This is a genomic window from Streptomyces sp. NPDC028368 (assembly GCF_055565615.1).
This window is the reverse complement of sequence record NZ_JBVHTY010000006.1, coordinates 313,811-331,420: the sequence shown is the minus strand read 5'-3', so window position 1 is coordinate 331,420 and position 17,610 is coordinate 313,811. Positions and strand designations below refer to the sequence as shown.

Here is a 17,610-nt window from a genome sequence, read left to right as displayed (position 1 = left end):
CGAGTGCCCGGCGGCTCGCCCACCGGGTACGGGGCATTCTTGCGAGTGCGGCAGAGAGGAACCCGGGGGCGTAGGGCCCGGCTTCGGGTTCCGGTGACGCGGGGCGGCCGGTGCGTCGTCGATGACGTACGGCGCGGTGGGGTCCCTGCTCCAACTGAGCGGGGAGGGTCTCGCTTCGGGGCGCGAGGCTCAGGCGGGGGCCCTCAGCGGTCACACATTCGACACATGCAACGAGCACCGGGCGTCGTGATCGCCTCGGTCGCAGGGGTGCGGTAGCTCGTCGTGGTCATGGCGGCAAGTAAACCAGAGACCGGTACGGACGGATCAAGCCTGTCCGGATAGCGGACAGGCGTGATCAGTCCGTGGACAGGGCCTTATTCGCCGATGGTGATCTCCAGCGTTCCTGCCGTGGCCTGCACGGATAGCGCCGACAGGTCGGCGACCACGATGTCCGCGGTCAGTTCCTCGGGGCGGTGGGTTGTGGTCAACGCCACGGTCGTCATCCCGGCCGCGCGGCCCGCCGTCAGCCCGGCCGGCGCGTCCTCGAAGACGACACAGCGGGCCGGGGCCGCGCCGAGCCGCGCGGCGGCCAGCAGAAACGGCTCGGGGTCGGGCTTGCCGCGGCTGATGTCGTCGGCGGCTATCAGGTTCTTGGGCCGGATTCCGGCCTCCCCCAGGCGGGCCTCGGCCAGCCGCCGGGTGGCGGAGGTGACCACGGCCCACTTCTCGGGAGGCAGGCTCGCCAGCAGCGCGAGCGTGCCCGGCAGCGGGACGACCCCGCCCTGGACGTCCTCGACCTCCAGCTGCTCGATCCGGGCCAGCGCCCCGGGCACCTGGTCCGCCGGCAACAGATCGGCGACGATCTCCGCCGCCGGCCGGCCGTGCAGCTCGACCCGCGCGAAGTCCTCGGCGGTGATGCCGTACTCCTGCGCCCAGCGTGTCCAGCATCTCTGAACGGATTCCAGCGAGGAAACAAGCGTGCCGTCATTGTCGAAAAGGAGCGCGTCAGCGGAGATCTTCATGTGTCACGAGCGTACGTGCCGCGGCGGGCCCGGACGCAGCCGCCCGGGGGCCGCCGATTAGCATCGCTCCATGCCCCACAACCCCTCGGCGCACCGCCGCGCCGCGCGGAGGTACCGGTGATCGACGCACTGACCCTCGTGGTCGCCGTGACCGCCCTCGCGCTGGCCGCCTGGTGCGGCCTCGCCACCTACCGTGACCAGCCGACCAAGGACTGGCACTTCATCGGCATGGCCATCGTGTCGCTGCTCGGCGTCGCCCAACTGGTCATAGGCTGTGTGCAGTTGGCGCGCGGCCAGTCGCCCGACCAGGGCACCGCGATCTTTGTGGCCTATCTGCTGGGGGCCGCCGCCTGCGTCCCGGCGACCGGGTTCATGTCGCTCTCGGAGCGCACCCGCTGGGGTTCGGCCACCGTCGCCGCGGGCGGCATCGTGCTGGCGGTACTGGAAGTACGGCTTTTCGACATCTGGGGAGGCGGCAGTGCCTGAGACCACGGCAACCGCGACGACGGACGACGGCGCGGCCCCGGCCAAGCGCTCCCTGGGCACCGGCCCCGGCCGGCTCCTGGTCACCGTCTACGGCGTCTTCACCGTCGCCGCCGCGTCCCGCTCGCTCTACCAGCTGATCGCCCAGTTCCACGTGGCCCCGCTGGCGTACAGCCTCTCGGCGGTCTCCGCGGTCGTCTACGGCTTCATCCTCGTCTCGCTGGTCCGCGGCGGCGAAGGCGCCCGCAAGGCGGCGGTCGTCTCCTGCGCGCTGGAGCTGATCGGGGTGCTGGGCATCGGCACCTGGACGCTGGTCGAGCCGTCCGCCTTCGCCGACTCCACCGTGTGGTCGGACTACGGGATGGACTACCTCTTCATCCCCGTCATCCTCCCCGTCACCGGCCTGATGTGGCTGCGCCGGTCCCGAACGACGGTGGCATGACGTCAGTGCGTGGGCCCGCCCCCACAGCGGGCCCACGCACCGGTTCAGTGGGCTACGCCCCGGCCACGTACTCCCCCGGACTCCGTCCGGGAGGCGCCGCCACGGCCGCCGCCGGCTCCTTCTCCAGCGCGACCTCGCGCAGCTTGCGGCTGAGCGGCTCGGTGCCGACCGGCACGTAACCATGACTGCGGTACAGCCGCAGACTGCCCTCGCTGCGGTGGCCGGTGAAGAGGCGGTAGCGCTTGGCGGAGCGCTCGGCCGCGAGCCGTTCCTCGACCGCGTCGAGCAGCCGGCCGCCCAGGCCGTGCCGCTGCAGCCGGGGGTGCACCATGAGCTTGGCTATCTTCGCGGTGCCGTCCGCGTCGACCGTTCCGCGTACGGACCCGACGACCTCCCCGCCGAGCCGGGCCACCACCACGCACCCCTCGTCCAGTTCGGCACGCAGGGCGTCCAGGCTCTGGGTGAGCGGCTCGATGCCGTAGTCGTCGTACAGGGCAGCCTCCGACTGGTAGCAGAGGTACTGGAGTTTGAGTATCTGCTCGGCGTCCTGGTCGGTCGCCGCAGAGATGGTCACGCTCGTGCCCATGCGGGTCTGCCTCCCCTTTTCGGTTCGCTGCGTGCTTCCGGGTTCCCCGGAATTTGGCAGTGGCAATCTCCGCCTGGAGCATTCTGCGCGGACATTCGGCACATGGGGAACGGACCGGCCCCAAGCTCCTCTGTGACATTCCCAACTCAGATGAGATTTCAGGGACTCCGAGGGGACGGGGCCGGTCCGCGGCGGCGGACCTCAGCGCTTACGGAACTCCGCGGCGGCGAGCAACGCGGTGTCCGGATTGTCGGAGAACAGTCCGTCGATGCCGGTCCCCAGATAGGCCTTGAAGACGCCGAACGCATCCCCGTACGCGTTCGGATCGGTCCCGCGCCGGAAGTCGGCCGGCAGGAAGCTGTTCTCGTTGCGGACCGTGTACGGGTGCAGGACCAGCCCCGCCGCGTGCGCGTCCTTGACGACGGAGGTGGGCGTGCCGAGCTTGCCGTCCTGGTCCCGCGGGATGATGACGGTCAGGTCCGGGCCGATGCCCTCGGCGAAACCGGCTATCCACTTCAGACCCTCGGGCGTGACCAGATCGGCGACCTTGCGCGGGTCACCGGCCTCGACGAAGTCCCAGGGCCGGGAGTCGAGGGTGGAGAGCAGCACCACCTTGGGGCAGTCGACGAGGCGGCCGAGGCGCTGGATGCTGCTCGGCTCGAAGGACTGCAGGAAGTTCGGGGAGTTCTTGCCGTGCCGGCCGTGCGCGCGCAGCGCCTTGGCGACCCGCTCCTCCAGCCCCAGTCCCAGTTTGCGGAAGTAGGTGGGGTGCTTGGTCTCGATATGCAGCCAGACCCGGCGGCCCCGCTTGCGGCCCTCCCGCTCGGCCCACTGCAGGACCTCCTCGAAGGACGGCACCTCCCACCGGCCGTCGTAGAGGGTGTTGTGCTGCCGGGTGTCCGGGATGCGCTCCTTGGCGCGCAGCGTCTTGAGCTCCGCGAGCGTGAAGTCCTCGGTGAACCAGCCGGTGAGCTTGACCCCGTCGACCGTCTTGGTGGTCTTGCGGTCGGCGAATTCGGGGTGCGCGGAGACGTCGGTGGTGGCCGTGATGTCGTTCTCGTGACGGCAGACGAGGTGGCCGTCCTTGGTGGGGACGAGATCCTGCTCGATGACGTCCGCGCCCATGTCGAGGGCGAGTTGGTACGACCCGAAGGTGTGCTCGGGGCGGTAGCCACTGGCGCCGCGGTGCCCGACGATCAGCGGCACGGGCAGCTCCTGGGCGGCCGCCCCACCCCCGCTCACCTCCCGCGCGCTCGCCTGCCCGGCCCCGCCGAACACCGCCGCACCCGCACCGAGGGCCGCGGCCCCCAGCACCATCCGCCGTCCCGGCTGCTGCCACTTCTGCATGCTCGCGCTCCTTGGTTTGTGAGGTGTTCGGGGTTCGGTGTTCGGGGTGATCCGGGGGTGAGGGTGGTGGGTGTTCGGGTGCCCTGGTGCGTACCGGGCCATGCGGTTGCGGCCGCCCGGGTGGTCCGGATGATCCGAACCGTCCAGCCGTTCCAGCTACTCCGGGACGTTTGCGGGTGGTTACCGGGTATTCGCGCACATTCAGGGGTGTGCGGGTACGTACCTGGCCGTTCGGTTGCGTTCCGGCTGATTCAGGTCATCCGGCTGGTCGGGCACTTCGGGGTTGCCTGCCCTGGATCGTCCGGGGTTCCCCGAGGTTCCGTTTCGCCGACCCCCTAACCGGCCCCCTAGGGGCTCCCCGTACGGGATTGCCGCCCGGCGCCCCCGATTCCCTTGCGGGTCCCCGCAGTGGTTCTTCGGGGTTGTCCCGGGTTTTCCCGTCACCTTCCCTCCCAGCGGATTGCCCGCGTGACGCGGCTTGTTGGGGCAACCCAGGGGGCCTCCACTCCTGTCCCGCACCTGCCAAACCCACGCGCCGATCGTAAGCACGCACGGGCGGCATCGGGGAGACGCGGGACAACATCGGAGGGAACACGGCGGTAACACACATCAACCGGACGTCAACTCTCCGTATCGACCTCGTGAACCCGATGTGCGAGCGCAGGTGACCCGCGAGTATCGTCCTGGGCTGCAGAGTTCCCTGTTGCCTCGACGATGACCAGCCACGACCCGGAGGACCCGTTGTCCCGCATTGTGCTGAAGGCGATTCTCGGATTCGTCATGCGTGTCCTTTACCGCCCGAAGGTCGAGGGCATGGAGCGCATTCCGGAGACCGGACCGGTGATCCTTGCCGGCAACCACGTCACCTTCATCGACTCGCTGTTCCTGAGCCTGGTCGTCAAGCGCCCCGTCTACTTCATCGGCAAGGACGAGTACGTCACCGGCAAGGGCCTCAAGGGACGGCTGATGGCCTGGTTCTTCACCAGCGCCGGCATGATCCCGGTGGACCGGGACGGCGGACACGGCGGCGTCGCGGCGCTGATGACCGGCCGTCGCATCCTGGAGGAGGGCAGCATCTTCGGCATCTACCCCGAGGGCACCCGCTCCCCCGACGGCCGTCTCTACCGCGGCCGTACCGGCATCGCCCGGCTCACCCTGATGACCGGCGCGCCCGTCGTCCCGTTCGCGATGGTCGGCACCGACAAGGTGCAGCCCGGCGGCAAGGGCCGTCCGCACATCGCCCCGGTGACGGTGCGCTTCGGTGAGGCGCTGAACTTCTCCCGCTACGACGGCATGGACCGCGACCGCTACGTTCTGCGGGCCGTCACCGACGAGGTGATGAGCAACGTCATGGAGCTGTCCGGTCAGGAGTACGTCGACATGTACGCCACCAAGGCCAGGGCCGCCTGACCCGCCCCTGTCCCCCGCCCCTCGTACGCCGGGCCCCATCCGCTCCTCGGATGGGGCCCGTTGCGCTGCAGGGAACGTCGGCGGCCGCGGTCAGCAGGGCACCCGGAAGCCGCCGGGCGCGCGCTGGCCTTCGGGGCCGCCGGTCAGCGCCGTGCGCAGCGCCGCCTCGGGCCGCGGGATCCGGCTGCCGTCGGACTGCATCAGCTGGGGGCGTTCGGTGACACCGCCGATCCGGGCGCCCGGCACGTCCGCGTTCTTGACCGCCACACGGCTCAGCGGGGCGGGCGCCAGTTGCTGCTGGGTGCGGACGAACTCCACAAAGCTCTCGAAGTCGCGGGTGTGCCGGACGGGCGCGGTGAATCCCGAGAAGGCACTGAAGCCGTCCTGGTTGATGAGGGTGTACGAGGGGGCGGCGAGGCGGTAGCTGCGGGCCGGGTCGAGTGCGGTGTTGCTGATGAAGACATCGGCCGGGTCGACGCGCCGGCCGACCGGGCCGGCGGCGTCGAAGGTGTAGCGGACGTTGGCTGAGACGGCCAGCGGGGCGAAGCCCAGTTCGCCGCCGGCGGTGGGCGCCCACTGTTCTTCCAGCGCGTCGTGGATCTGGGCGCCGGTGACCGTAACCGTCATGATCGGGTCGCCGAAGCCGACGGTGTTCCAGGCCCGGCCCAGGGTGATGGTGCCGTCCGACGACTCGTCACGGACCAGGTCGCCGGCGATGATGGCCTGGCCGACGCGCGGGGCGACCGCGATGACGGCGAGTTCGGCGGGGACGTTGGGGTGGGCGGCGGCGTCGTCCATCGGGCCGTGCGGCTGCCCGCCCGCCCACAGCGCCCAGTCGGCGACGAGGTCGCCCATGGTGCTCTCGCCCGCGGCGTTCCGCCGGCGGGTGAAGGAGGCACTCTGCTTGCCGAGCGGGGTGGCGGCGCGCCGGGTGCCGTAGCCCGCCCAGTAGTCGGCGATCGAGCGCAGCTCGGGGTGCGGGGCCACGTCCCGGGTGTTGGGGTGGTTGGTGGCCGTGGTCAGCGACCGGATCACCTCGCCGGTGACCGGGTCCAGGCGCAGATTGATCTCGTTGATCAGCTGGCCGTAACACCCCGCTTCGACGAATGGGCGGGGGGTGCCGTTGGGGTCGGGCAGCATCATGGTGAAGGCGCAGTGCCAGTGACCGGTGACGATGGCGTCGATGTCCGAGGAGACGCGGAGCGCCAGTTCGTAGGCGGGGCCCGAGGGGTTGCTGCCGCTGGAGAAGTCGCTGCCGGCGACCGCGCCGTCGTGCATGCTGAGCACGATCGCGTTGACTCCGCGGGACTTGAGTTCGGCGGCGCAGCGGTTGGCGGTGTCCAGCTCGTCCAGGGTGCGCAGCCCCGGCTGGTAGGAGCCGGGGAAGGATTCGGTGCCCAGGGCGGTGAGGTGGATGAAGCCGATCGGCAGCTTGCGGCCGCGGCCGGAGTCCACGTACGCGATGTTGTAGGGCGCGAGGACCGTCTCGCCGCTCTCGTTCCACACCATGTTGGCGCTGTAGTACGGGAAGTGCGCGCCCTGGAAGCGCCGGCCGGTGGAGTCGTTGAAGGAGTCGTCACGGCCGATGACGGGGTAGGTGGCGCCCTTTTCCATGTGGGAGGTGAGAAAGGCCGCCGATTTGTCGAATTCGTGGTTGCCGGCCGAGGCGAAGTCCAGGCCCATGGCGTTGAGGGCCTCGATGGTGGATTCGTCGGCGAAGGAAGAGGCGTCGAACTCCCAGCCGGAGAAGAGGTCGCCGGGTGCGAAGAAGAGGGAGTTACGGCGGCCGTCCCGCAGCCTTTCCAAATGGGCCGCCATATAGGGGACGCCACCCACGGTGTACGCCTGGCCGCCCGCCCCGGTGATGACGGAATTTCCGCCGGGGGCGCCCTGCAGATAGCCGTGCAGGTCGGTGATATTGAGCAGCTGTACGTCGACGTATTCGTCGGCGGTGCCCGCGTCGCGGGCGTGTCCGGTGGCGTAGGCGTTGCTGCCGATGGCACTCGCGGTGGCCATGGCCCCCGCCGCGGTGAAGAAGAACCGTCGTCCGATGTCGCGCACTGCGTCACTCTCCTGAGCGGGCCGACCGTAGGGGGACGACGGGAGAGTCAAGCCAGTCGTGCGGGACGTCCGGTCACCAGGACGCGTACCGGGCGTGAACGGACGGGGACAGTCGCCCCCGGGGCGTGTCTTGTGGATCATGTCGGGTGCGTGGCGCGGCGCTCCACAGGACACGCCCGTCGGCTGCCCGTCATAACCCGGATGTCTCCCGCGACGGGCTCGCAGGGGCGGACCGGCGGCGTTGCGTACCTCTTTTGACGGGTCGTGGGATCCGGCCGGCGGCCAGAGTTCTTCGTACCGGGGAGAGGGTGGCGCCTCGCCAGGAGGGTGAGATTCCGGGTGTCTCGGCGCGGGGAGTTGCGCGGGGAGCTGCGCGGGGAGAAAGCCGGGCCTCGTGAGGCGGGTGAAGCGGTCTCATGGCATTCATACGGAGCGGTGAATCCTGGGCGCCTCGGGCCCTCTTACGCCATTGGCGAGGGGCTGCCGAGCCGGTCCGCCGGCGCCTCGGCACCGGGGGCCGGTCAAGTCCCGTACGGGCGGGGGAGGTTGTTCCTCGGCGCGGGCCGCGATGTGGGCGCGGGCCGCGACGTGGCGCCGGGTGGCGCGGCGAAGGCGCGGAGCGGGTTCTCGGTGGTGCGGGTCACCCGGTCCGACCGTACGCAGCGGGTGCTGGGCAGCGGTCGCGGGCGGTGCCGGCGCTGTGCCGCCACCCGGTCCGAACGCCGCACCAGCCGGGCCCGGGCTCCGCCGTACCGGCCGATGCGGTAGGCCGATATGCGGAATCCGGGTGCGGTGGTCGAGACCTTCAACCCGAATTCCTCGCCCGGCAGGACGCTCACCTTGTCGGCGTAGCCGTGGACCGCGTCGGACGGGCCGATCGAGTGGATACGCCCGTCGGGACTTCCCGGCCGGCCCCGCTCCGCTGCGAGGTCCGGCCGCTCGCCGCCGGCCGGGACGAGCCTGTGGTGACGCGCCCGGCGGGCGACCTCAGGGGCCCGATTGCGGGTACGGTCAGGCGCCGCCGCCCGCCGCGGATCCCGGCCCCGCCCCGGATCCCGGCCCCGCCGCGGGCCCCGGCGTCGGCTCCGGCTCGGGGTCCGGGCGAGCGTCCCCTTCCGCCTCGGGTGTCAGCGGGCTGGTGCCCAGCTCCTGGCCTTGGAGCAGGAACCATGCGGCGACGGCGGCGCCCAGCAGTACGACGGCGCTCACCCCGACGGCGATGTCCAGGCCGTTGACGAAGGACTGCTGAGCGGCTTTCAACAGGGCCGTGCCCTGGTCGGCCGGGAGGTCCTTGGCCGCCTCGATGGCGCCGCCGAGCGATTCGCGGGCGGCGTGGTCGGCGGCCGCGGGGATTCCTGCGGGTGCCGGGAAGCCGCGGTAGATGCCGGTGACGATGGAGCCGAGCAGCGCGATGCCGAGCGCCGAGCCGAGTTCGTACGCCGTCTCGGAGACCGCGGAGGCGGCGCCCGCCTCTTCCTTGGGGACGTTGGAGAGGATCACATCGGCGGTGACGGTGAAGGAGAATCCCGCGCCGACGCCGACGACGAAGAGGATGAGGCCGATCGAGGCGGTGCCGGTGTCGGCGTGCAGGGTGGTGGAGCCGACGAGGGAGAGCCCGACGACCGCGAGGCCGCCGGCCACCACGATGCGTACGGAGAGCCTGCGGGCGACATATCCGGCGGCCAGACCGGCGCCCACCGCGCCGACCGCGGCGGGGAGTTCGGTGAGTCCGGCGTTCAGTGGTGAGCGCCCCTGCACCATCTGCAGGAACTGGGAGAGGAAGAAGACCAGTCCGGACAGCCCGAGGATGGTCAGCAGATCGGCCAGCACCGCTCCGGAGAAGCCGCGGTGGTGGAAGAGCTTGATGTTGAGCAGGGGCGATTCGAGGGTGTACTGGCGGCGGACGAAGACGGTCAGGGCGAGGGCGCCGATGAGGCCGGCGGCCAGGATGTCCCAGCGGTAGCCGTGTACCGCGGCCTCCTTGATGGCGTAGACGGCGCCGACGATGCCCACCAGGGACAGTGCGACGCTGGGAATGTCCCAGGGGCCGGGATCCGGGTTACGCGATTCCGGGATCACCTTGATGCCGATGACCACCAGCAGCGCCATCACCGGCAGGTTGATGAGGAACACCGAGCCCCACCAGAAGTGGCCCAGCAGAAAGCCGCCGAGGACCGGGCCGACGGCGGTGCCGGCCGAGGCCATCGCGCCCCAGATGCCGACGGCGAGGCTGCGTTCCTTGGGGTCGTGGAAGAGGTTGCGGATCAGCGCCAGGGTGGACGGCATCAGCGTCGCACCGGCCACGCCCAGCAGCGCGCGGGCCGCGATCATCATCTCCGGGGTGGTGGCGTACGCGCACACCGCCGACATCGCGCCGAACGCGAGGGAGCCGATCAGCAGCAGCTTCTTGCGGCCGATGCGGTCGCCGAGGCTGCCCATGGAGACGAGCAGACCGGCGATGACGAAGGAGTAGATGTCACCGATCCACAGCAGCTGCGTGCCGGAGGGGCGCAGGTCCTCGCTGAGGAAGGGCGTGGCCAGGCCGAGGACCGTGGCGTCGACGCCGACCAGCAGGACGGCGAGGACGAGAACGGCGAGCGCGAGCCAGCGACCCGGGCGGGGCTGGTCGTCCACATGGGCCGAACCGGCCGGTCGTGACGCTATGGTCTCGCTCATTTCTCCATGCTCCGTCGGATGCCGCCGAGCAGCAGCTCGGCGATCGAGTGGTTGAGGTCGTTGCGGGCGACGCGTCCTTCGTGGACGGCCCAGGCGCCCGCGCCGATCAGGCCGTAGAACGCTTCGGTGAGCCAGGCGGCGCTGAGGTCGATGCGGAAGTCGCCCTGTTCCTGGCCGCGGCGGAAGAGGGCGTGGATACGGGCGTCCAGGCGGGCCCAGCCCGCGTTGATCTCCTCGCCCTCGAAGAGCTGGTTCTCGGTGAAGAGAAAGGCCAGCACGCCCGCGACCTGTTCGGCTTCGGTGATCAGCCGGCGCAGCGCGTCGCGGGCGGCGCCGTCGTCGAGCCGGGCGGCGTCCATGGCCTGGGTGAACTGCTCGATGCCGAGCTGTTCGAGGGCGCGGATCAGCGCGTCCCGTCCGGCGAAGTGCCGGTGCAGGGTCGCCCGGCTGATGCCGGCGGCCCGTGCGATCTCGTCCATCGATGCCGTCGCACGGCGGGTGAGCAGCGCGGCGGCTTGGGTGAGTACCTGTTCGCGATCCACAGCCATGAGACACAGAGTATCTGAATGAGACATCACTGTCTCATCATTGTGACGGTGGGCCCGCGCACGCAAAGGAGCCCGGGGCGTCCGGGCATACGGCGGCGGCCCCCGCCCGTTTCCCGGGCAGGGGCCGCCGCTCGCGTCCGTGCGTTACTTCCGCTTGGCCGTGGCCCAGGCCTGCTGCGCCGCCAGGTCGGACTTCACCTCGGCGAGCTGTACCGCCACCGCGGAGGGGGCGGTGCCGCCGCGGCCGCTGCGCGAGGCCAGCGCGCCGGGGACGTTGAGGACGCTGCGGACCTCGGGCGTCAGATGCGGGGAGATCTTGGCGAACTGGTCGTCGGTGAGCTGGTCCAGCTCGATGCCGTGCGCCTCGCACTCCTTGACGCACTCCCCCGCGACCTCGTGCGCCACCCGGAACGGCACACCCTGCTTGACCAGCCATTCGGCGATGTCGGTGGCCAGCGAGAACCCGGCCGGGGCCAGCTCCTCCATGCGCTCGCGGTTGACGGTCAGCGTGACCATCATGCCGGTGAACGCCGGGAGCAGCACCTCCAGTTGGTCGCAGGAGTCGAAGACCGGCTCCTTGTCCTCCTGAAGGTCGCGGTTGTACGCGAGCGGGAGCGCCTTGAGGGTCGCCATCAGGCCCGTCAGATTGCCGATCAGACGGCCCGACTTGCCCCGCGCCAGCTCGGCGATGTCCGGGTTCTTCTTCTGCGGCATGATCGACGAGCCGGTGGAGAAGGCATCGTGCAGGGTCACGAAGGAGAACTCCTTCGTGTTCCAGATGATGATCTCCTCCGCGATCCGGGAGAGGTTCACCCCGATCATCGCCGTGATGAAGGCGAATTCGGCGACGAAGTCACGGGAGGCCGTGCCGTCGATGGAGTTCCCCGCGCTGCCGTGCTCGAAGCCGAGGTCCGCGGCGACCGCCTCCGGGTCGAGGCCGAGCGAGGAGCCGGCCAGCGCGCCCGAGCCGTAGGGCGATACGGCGCTGCGCTCGTCCCACTGCCGCAGCCGCTCCGCATCCCGGGACAGCGGCTGGACGTGCGCCAGCACATGGTGGGCGAAGAGCACCGGCTGGGCGTGCTGGAGGTGGGTGCGGCCCGGCATCGCGACGTCCGGGTGGGCCTCGGCGAGGCCGATCAGCGCCTCCTGGAGATCGGCGATCAGCCCGCCGATGATCCGGGCATGGTCGCGCAGATACATCCGGAAGAGCGTGGCGACCTGGTCGTTACGGGACCGGCCGGCCCGCAGCTTGCCGCCGAGGTCGGGGCCGAGCCGCTCCAGCAGCCCGCGCTCCAGGGCGGTGTGCACGTCCTCGTCGGCGATGGTGCCGGTGAACGAGCCGTCGGCGACGTCCACTTCAAGCTGGTCGAGGCCGGCGTGCATCCGCTCGAGCTCGTCCGCCGTCAGCAGCCCGGCCTTGTGCAGCACGCGGGCGTGCGCGCGGGAGCCCGCGATGTCGTACGGGGCGAGCCGCCAGTCGAAGTGGACGGATGCCGACAGCTGGGCCAGCGCCTCGGCTGGTCCGTCGGCGAAACGTCCGCCCCAGAGCCGGACGTCACCGCTGTTGCTGCTCACTGCTGCTCCTCAAGGGCTGCTACGGATGTGCCGCTTCCCCGAGGCTTCGGGAGCCAGGGGGCTCCCCACCTCGCCGCGAGGGCGGGGAGGGGGACTGTCGTATGAAGGGGTAACGAGCCGTGCTCAGGCCTGGTCGCGCTTGGCGGCAATCTTGCTGGACATTCCGAACAGCTCGATGAAGCCCTTGGACAGCGACTGGTCGAAGGTGTCGCCGGTGTCGTACGTCGCCAGGTTGAAGTCGTAGAGCGAGGCGTCGGACTTCCGGCCGGTGACCACCGCGCGGCCGCCGTGCAGGGTCATCCGGATGTCGCCGCTGACGTGCTGGTTGGCCTCGTTGATGAAGCCGTCCAGGGCCCGCTTGAGCGGGGAGAACCACAGGCCGTCGTAGACCAGCTCGCCCCAGCGCTGCTCGACCTGCCGCTTGTAGCGGGCCAGTTCGCGTTCGACGGTGACGTTCTCCAGCTCCTGGTGCGCGGTGATCAGCGCGAGGGCGCCGGGCGCCTCGTACACCTCGCGGGACTTGATGCCGACCAGCCGGTCCTCGACCATGTCGATCCGGCCGATGCCCTGGGCGCCGGCCCGCAGGTTGAGTTCCTGGATCGCCTGGAGGACGGTGACCTTCTTGCCGTCGATGGCGACCGGGACACCCTGCTCGAAGGTGATGATGACCTCGTCGGCCTCCCGCGGGGTGGCCGGGTTCTGGGTGTACTCGTAGACGTCCTCGATCGGGGCGTTCCAGATGTCCTCGAGGAAGCCGGTCTCGACGGCGCGCCCGAAGACGTTCTGGTCGATGGAGTACGGCGACTTCTTGGTGGTCGCGATCGGGAGGTTGTTGGCCTCGCAGAAGGCGATGGCCTTGTCCCGGGTCATGGCGTAGTCACGGACCGGGGCGATGCACTTCAGGTCGGGGGCGAGGGAGGAGATACCGGCCTCGAACCGGACCTGGTCGTTGCCCTTGCCGGTGCAGCCATGCGCCACGGTCGTCGCCCCGTGCTTCTTGGCGGCGGCGACCAGGTGCTTGACGATGGTCGGCCGGGAGAGGGCGGATACCAGCGGGTAGCGGTCCATGTAGAGGGCGTTGGCCTTGATCGCCGGGAGGCAGTACTCATCGGCGAACTCGTCCTTGGCGTCCGCGACCTCGGCCTCGACGGCACCGCAGGCGAGGGCACGCTTGCGGATGACGTCCAGATCCTCGCCGCCCTGGCCGACGTCCACGGCAACGGCAATGACCTCGGCGCCCGTCTCCTCGGCGATCCAGCCGATGCAGACTGAGGTGTCCAGGCCGCCCGAGTAGGCGAGTACGACGCGCTCGGTCACGGGATTCTCCTTACGGTGCATACGCTGATAGGTATAAGTATGCATTCCACCGTATGCTTCGTCAATGCATCGGTGAATATGCAGGTCAGCGGCAGTGCGATGGAGCGCCACGCGGCCTCAGGGCCCCTCCCGGAGAACCTCCAGCAGCACCGCGACATGACTGAGCGGCACCTCCTTCGTCGCCGTCAGCAGGGTCAGCGGACCCTCCGCCGCCAGCTCCCGCAGCCGCGCCAGCGCCGACTGCGCCTCGTCCTGCGCCAGCTCGGCCCGATAGCGCTCGGCGAACGGCTCGAAGCGCTCACCCTGATGGCCGTACCAGCGCCGCAGCTCCGACGAGGGGGCCGCGTCCTTGCACCACTCGGTCAGCTGCGCATCGGCCTTGGACAGCCCGCGCGGCCACAGCCGGTCCACCAGCACCCGCGCACCGTCGGCCGGGTCCGGGGGCTCGTACACCCGGCGCACGCGCACGCCGTCACCATCGGACATACCACCCATATTCGCACCGAATCGCTGCCGCAGGGCCCCGGCCGGGCGGCCGGGAAGCGCCCCTTGGGGGACCCGCTTTGGATTCATGGCCCAGGACAGGGTATTTTTCTTCTGCACGCCCCGGCCGGGAATCTTCCGGCCGGTTCGAGCACCGGGACGTGGCGCAGCTTGGTAGCGCACTTGACTGGGGGTCAAGGGGTCGCAGGTTCAAATCCTGTCGTCCCGACGGTGCATGTGGGCCTCGGCCCAGGACAGGGCTCCGCTTCACGGACGTGAAGCGGGGCCCTTGATCCTTTTCGGAGCGCCGTAGGGCGCGCCTCAGGGAGCGGACCGGGCCCGCGGTCCGCTCGCGGTGCGGGGCATCACGACAGCCGGCCGATTTCGGTGCGGACCTTGTCCACGACCTCGACCGGCAGGCTCGCATAGCCCTGGAAGGTCAGATTCTCCTGGCCCTTCCGACTCGCGACATACGCCAGGAAGGCCCTGGTGGCGGGCCACGTCGCCGGGTTGTTGCCCTTTTCGCAGACGATCTCGTAGGTGACCACGTCGATCGGGTAGGCGCCCGCGGCCTTGGTCGCGTAGTCGAGCCGGAGAACGAGGTCGCCGCCGGAATCGACGGGCTCGGCGCCGGAGATCGCATGGGATGCGGCGATCACATTGGCGTCGACCGGGGCGGGCGCGCCGGTGGCGATCGAGACCGTGCGGATCATACGGGCGACCGCATACGGCAGCTCGAAGTAGCCGATCGCGCCCACGGTCCGCTTCACCTGGGCGGCCAGCTCAGAGGAGCCCGCGACGGACCGGCCGCCCTTGGCCTTCCACTCCTTGCTGTGCGGATACGGCCACGCGCCGGGGGCGGCGGCACCGAGGTAGGCGGTGAAGTTGTCCGTCGTGCCGGATGAGTCGGCGCGGTGGACCGGCTGGATCTGCGTCGGGGGGAGCTTGACGTCCTTGTTGAGCTTGGCGATCGCCGGATCGTTCCACCTTGTGATCCGCGCATCGAAGATCTTGGCGAGCGTGGGGGCGTCCAGGACCAGCCTGTCGACCCCGGGAAGGTGGAAGCCGACCGCGATCGGTCCGCCGACCACGGGCAGATGGACGGCGTGGCCGCCATCGGAGCAGACCTTCTTGGACCGCTCGATCTGGTCGACGGTCAGGGGTGAGTCCGAACCCGCGAAGGCCGTCCTGCCCTGCAGGAACTCGTCCTGGCCGGCCCCGGAGCCGTTACCGTCGTAGTTGATCTTGGTGTCGGGGCAGGCCTGCGTGTAGGTCTTGATCCAGTACTTCATCGCGTACTGCTGCGCCGTCGAGCCGGAGGCCTTCACGGTGGCCGCCTTGCCGCACTCGATACCGCCGGCACCGGCGGTGGTCCTGGTGGCGGCCGCACCGGGCGAATGACCGGAGGAACTGGAGTCACCACCCGAACCGCAGGCCGTCAGCGCCAGGGCACCGCAGACAACCGCCACCCCGGCCGCCCTGGTCCGCGGCCCGGCCTTCCGCTGAAGCTTCACTCTCCAGTGCTCCTTCCCGCGGACCGGGCCCGGCCGGCGCAGCAGAGGATGGTGACGCCGCGCGATCGCGCGGCGCGGGTCCGTGCGGCGGCGTCTCACACGGGTGTGCACACCGCAGGCGCGACCGCACCCTCCGTCACTATACGCAGGCATATAGGCACTATCAGCCATTATGGGTGAATTGGTGCGTCATGGACTTCCGCGCACCGGATGCGCCATCCGAAGTGTCGGCCACGGCACGCACGGCGGCTTTGGCACCGGTCGTTACGACCGGCCGGTGGACGCCCCGGGGGACGCACTGCGGCGGCGATCGGCAGGCCGATGCGCCGCCGTGCCCTCAGTGCGCCTTCTGCGCCAGCCGCAGCAGGTGATCGGCCAGCGCCTGCCCGCCCGCCGGGTCTCGGCTGATGAGCATCAGGGTGTCGTCGCCGGCGATGGTGCCGAGGATGTCGTGCAGTTCCGCCTGGTCGATGGCCGAGGCCAGGAACTGGGCGGCGCCCGGCGGGGTGCGCAGGACAACGAGGTTGGCGGAGGCCTCGGCGGAGATGAGGAGTTCGCCGGAGAGGCGGCGCATCCGCTCCTCCTTGGCCGACTCGCCCAGCGGCGCCCGGGGCTTGCGGTCGCCACCCTCGCTGGGCACCGCGTAGATCAGCTCGCCGCCGGTGTTGCGGATCTTCACCGCGCCCAGTTCGTCCAGATCGCGGGAGAGGGTCGCCTGGGTGACGGACAGGCCGTCGTCGGCGAGCAGTTTGGCGAGCTGGCTCTGGGAGCGGACCGGCTGCCGGTTGAGGATGTCCACGATCCGGCGGTGACGGGCGGTGCGGGTCTGCGGTACGGCCTGGCCGCCGTTGTGCGACTCGTTGTCCTGCGGCTCGGTCATCGTTGTCGTCAGTCTCCGGATCGTTGTTCCCCGTCGGCCCCTTGGCGGGCCGTGTTGAGGACGGCGGGGAGCTTGTGGAGGAACGTATCCGCCTGCTCGTCCGAGACGATCAGCGGCGGGGCGAGCCGGATGACGTCCGGCGCGACCGCGTTCACCAGGAGACCCGCGTCCTGAGCCGCCTGCTGCGCCCGCGGCGCGAGGGACTCGGTCAAGACGATACCCAGGAGGAGCCCCGCACCGCGGACGTGGCTGACCAATGGGTGGTCCAGCGCCTCGATTCCGTTCCGCAGCCGCTCGCCGACGCGCTTGACGTGATCGAGGAGGCCGTCCGCCTCGATGGTGTCCAGGACGGCCAGGGCACCGGCGCACACGACCGGGTTGCCGCTGAACGTGGAGCCGTGCGCACCGGGTGTGAGCAGGTCGGCGGCCGGGCCGAAGGCCAGCGTCGCGCCGATCGGCAGGCCGCCGCCCAGGCCCTTGGCGAGGGTGATGATGTCGGCATCGACGCCTTGTGCCTGGGACTCCAGCCAGTGGCCGGTGCGGCCGATGCCGGTCTGGATCTCGTCGAGGACGAGCAGGGTGCCGGTGGCGGCGGTGATCTCGCGGGCGGCCTGGAGGTAGCCGGGCGGCGGGACGACGACGCCGTTCTCGCCCTGGACGGGCTCCAGGATGACGAAGGCGGTGTCGGTGGTGACGGCCGCGCGGAGCGCTTCGGCGTCCCCGTACGGGACGTAGTCGACGTCGCCGGGCAGCGGGGCGAACGGGGCCTGTTTGGCGGGCTGGCCGGTCAGCGCGAGGGCGCCCATGGTGCGGCCGTGGAAGCCGCCGGCCGTGGAGACCATGTGGCTGCGTCCGGTCAGCCGGCCGATCTTGAAGGCGGCTTCGTTGGCCTCGGCGCCGGAGTTGGAGAAGTAGACGCGGCCGGGGCGGCCGGCCAGCGCGAGCAGCCGCTCGGCCAGCGCCACGGTGGGCTCGGCGACGAAGAAGTTGGAGACATGGCCGAGGGTGGCGACCTGGTCGGAGACCGCGCGGACGACGGCGGGGTGGGCGTGGCCCAGGGAGTTGACCGCGATGCCTCCGAGGAAGTCGAGGTACTCCTTGCCGTCGGCGTCCCACACCACGGCGCCCTCGCCGCGTACCAGCGGAATGCGCGGGGTGCCGAAGTTGTCCATCATGGCGCCCTGCCAGCGCCGGGTGAGGCCCGCGTTGTCCGCCGGTCCCCCGGTCTGCGCCGCCTGGCTCATGCCGAAACCTCGCTTCGCTCGG

At 70.5% G+C, this 17,610-nt stretch carries 16 protein-coding genes and 1 tRNA gene; 4 read left to right on the top strand and 13 right to left on the bottom strand.

Annotation, left to right across the window (positions count from 1 at the left end; translation table 11 throughout):
* Positions 1–374: 374 nt before the first annotated feature.
* A complete protein-coding gene (locus tag ACZ4S3_RS16720) occupies positions 375–1,022 on the bottom strand; it encodes an HAD-IA family hydrolase (protein ID WP_467933687.1) in 648 nt (215 codons plus the stop codon).
* 117 nt (positions 1,023–1,139) lie between these two features.
* On the opposite strand from ACZ4S3_RS16720, the gene ACZ4S3_RS16715 reads away from it, so the two are divergent.
* Both ACZ4S3_RS16715 and ACZ4S3_RS16710 read left to right on the top strand, forming a co-directional pair.
* On the top strand, positions 1,140–1,508 hold the full coding sequence (locus ACZ4S3_RS16715; RefSeq protein ID WP_467933682.1) for a hypothetical protein: 369 nt from the start codon (positions 1,140–1,142) through the stop codon (positions 1,506–1,508).
* Positions 1,501–1,947 (top strand): hypothetical protein, encoded by a 447-nt coding sequence (locus ACZ4S3_RS16710; protein ID WP_467933679.1) that lies wholly within the window; start codon positions 1,501–1,503, stop codon positions 1,945–1,947. The genes ACZ4S3_RS16715 and ACZ4S3_RS16710 overlap by 8 nt, the downstream gene beginning before the upstream one ends.
* A gap of 52 nt (positions 1,948–1,999) precedes the next feature.
* Here the strand turns inward: ACZ4S3_RS16710 and ACZ4S3_RS16705 are convergent, their stop codons facing one another.
* Together ACZ4S3_RS16705 and ACZ4S3_RS16700 are read right to left on the bottom strand one after the other, a co-directional pair.
* Positions 2,000–2,533, bottom strand: coding sequence for a GNAT family N-acetyltransferase (locus tag ACZ4S3_RS16705; protein WP_467933675.1), 534 nt, complete (start codon positions 2,531–2,533; stop codon positions 2,000–2,002).
* 201 nt (positions 2,534–2,734) lie between these two features.
* Complete coding sequence (locus ACZ4S3_RS16700; RefSeq protein ID WP_467933671.1) at positions 2,735–3,880, bottom strand: glycerophosphodiester phosphodiesterase; 1,146 nt, start codon at positions 3,878–3,880, stop codon at positions 2,735–2,737.
* A gap of 741 nt (positions 3,881–4,621) precedes the next feature.
* On the opposite strand from ACZ4S3_RS16700, the gene ACZ4S3_RS16695 reads away from it, so the two are divergent.
* The gene (locus ACZ4S3_RS16695) at positions 4,622–5,290 is read left to right on the top strand and encodes a lysophospholipid acyltransferase family protein (protein WP_467934231.1); all 669 of its coding nucleotides are present in this window, start codon (positions 4,622–4,624) and stop codon (positions 5,288–5,290) included.
* Positions 5,291–5,380: 90 nt separating this feature from the next.
* Here the strand turns inward: ACZ4S3_RS16695 and ACZ4S3_RS16690 are convergent, their stop codons facing one another.
* The 7 genes from ACZ4S3_RS16690 to ACZ4S3_RS16660 form a co-directional block, all read right to left on the bottom strand.
* Complete coding sequence (locus ACZ4S3_RS16690; RefSeq protein ID WP_467933669.1) at positions 5,381–7,351, bottom strand: bifunctional metallophosphatase/5'-nucleotidase; 1,971 nt, start codon at positions 7,349–7,351, stop codon at positions 5,381–5,383.
* A gap of 521 nt (positions 7,352–7,872) precedes the next feature.
* On the bottom strand, positions 7,873–8,190 hold the full coding sequence (locus ACZ4S3_RS16685) for a hypothetical protein (protein ID WP_467933666.1): 318 nt from the start codon (positions 8,188–8,190) through the stop codon (positions 7,873–7,875).
* Positions 8,191–8,362: 172 nt separating this feature from the next.
* Positions 8,363–10,027, bottom strand: coding sequence for an MFS transporter (locus tag ACZ4S3_RS16680; protein ID WP_467933662.1), 1,665 nt, complete (start codon positions 10,025–10,027; stop codon positions 8,363–8,365).
* Positions 10,024–10,575: a TetR/AcrR family transcriptional regulator gene (locus ACZ4S3_RS16675; RefSeq protein WP_467933658.1), complete on the bottom strand. Its 552-nt coding sequence runs from the start codon at positions 10,573–10,575 to the stop codon at positions 10,024–10,026. The genes ACZ4S3_RS16680 and ACZ4S3_RS16675 overlap by 4 nt, the downstream gene beginning before the upstream one ends.
* A gap of 144 nt (positions 10,576–10,719) precedes the next feature.
* Positions 10,720–12,150: an argininosuccinate lyase gene (gene argH / locus ACZ4S3_RS16670; RefSeq protein WP_467933655.1), complete on the bottom strand. Its 1,431-nt coding sequence runs from the start codon at positions 12,148–12,150 to the stop codon at positions 10,720–10,722.
* Positions 12,151–12,273: 123 nt separating this feature from the next.
* Complete coding sequence (locus ACZ4S3_RS16665) at positions 12,274–13,467, bottom strand: argininosuccinate synthase (protein WP_467933652.1); 1,194 nt, start codon at positions 13,465–13,467, stop codon at positions 12,274–12,276.
* 117 nt (positions 13,468–13,584) lie between these two features.
* Positions 13,585–13,953, bottom strand: coding sequence for a DUF488 domain-containing protein (locus tag ACZ4S3_RS16660; RefSeq protein WP_467933648.1), 369 nt, complete (start codon positions 13,951–13,953; stop codon positions 13,585–13,587).
* Positions 13,954–14,105: 152 nt separating this feature from the next.
* Here ACZ4S3_RS16660 and ACZ4S3_RS16655 point away from each other — a divergent pair.
* Positions 14,106–14,179: transfer RNA gene (locus ACZ4S3_RS16655), tRNA-Pro, on the top strand.
* 136 nt (positions 14,180–14,315) lie between these two features.
* Here the strand turns inward: ACZ4S3_RS16655 and pstS are convergent.
* The 3 genes from pstS to ACZ4S3_RS16640 all read right to left on the bottom strand — a co-directional run bounded on the left by pstS (position 14,316) and on the right by ACZ4S3_RS16640 (position 17,588).
* Positions 14,316–15,464, bottom strand: a complete 1,149-nt coding sequence (pstS, locus tag ACZ4S3_RS16650) for a phosphate ABC transporter substrate-binding protein PstS (RefSeq protein WP_467933644.1) — start codon at positions 15,462–15,464, stop codon at positions 14,316–14,318.
* A 337-nt stretch (positions 15,465–15,801) separates the two neighbouring features.
* Positions 15,802–16,344 carry an arginine repressor gene (locus ACZ4S3_RS16645; RefSeq protein WP_467933642.1) on the bottom strand — a complete coding sequence of 181 codons (543 nt, stop codon included), beginning with the start codon at positions 16,342–16,344 and terminating at the stop codon, positions 15,802–15,804.
* 8 nt (positions 16,345–16,352) lie between these two features.
* A complete protein-coding gene (locus ACZ4S3_RS16640) occupies positions 16,353–17,588 on the bottom strand; it encodes an acetylornithine transaminase (RefSeq protein WP_467933638.1) in 1,236 nt (411 codons plus the stop codon).
* Positions 17,589–17,610: the final 22 nt, after the last annotated feature.

Coding starts and splice junctions, on each gene's coding strand:
- ACZ4S3_RS16720 (WP_467933687.1), bottom strand. CDS start 1,022: ATGAAGATCTCCGCTGACGCGCTCCTTTTCGACAATGACGGCACGCTT.
- ACZ4S3_RS16705 (WP_467933675.1), bottom strand. CDS start 2,533: ATGGGCACGAGCGTGACCATCTCTGCGGCGACCGACCAGGACGCCGAG.
- ACZ4S3_RS16700 (WP_467933671.1), bottom strand. CDS start 3,880: ATGCAGAAGTGGCAGCAGCCGGGACGGCGGATGGTGCTGGGGGCCGCG.
- ACZ4S3_RS16680 (WP_467933662.1), bottom strand. CDS start 10,027: ATGAGCGAGACCATAGCGTCACGACCGGCCGGTTCGGCCCATGTGGAC.
- ACZ4S3_RS16675 (WP_467933658.1), bottom strand. CDS start 10,575: ATGGCTGTGGATCGCGAACAGGTACTCACCCAAGCCGCCGCGCTGCTC.
- ACZ4S3_RS16660 (WP_467933648.1), bottom strand. CDS start 13,953: ATGTCCGATGGTGACGGCGTGCGCGTGCGCCGGGTGTACGAGCCCCCG.
- ACZ4S3_RS16645 (WP_467933642.1), bottom strand. CDS start 16,344: ATGACCGAGCCGCAGGACAACGAGTCGCACAACGGCGGCCAGGCCGTA.
- ACZ4S3_RS16640 (WP_467933638.1), bottom strand. CDS start 17,588: ATGAGCCAGGCGGCGCAGACCGGGGGACCGGCGGACAACGCGGGCCTC.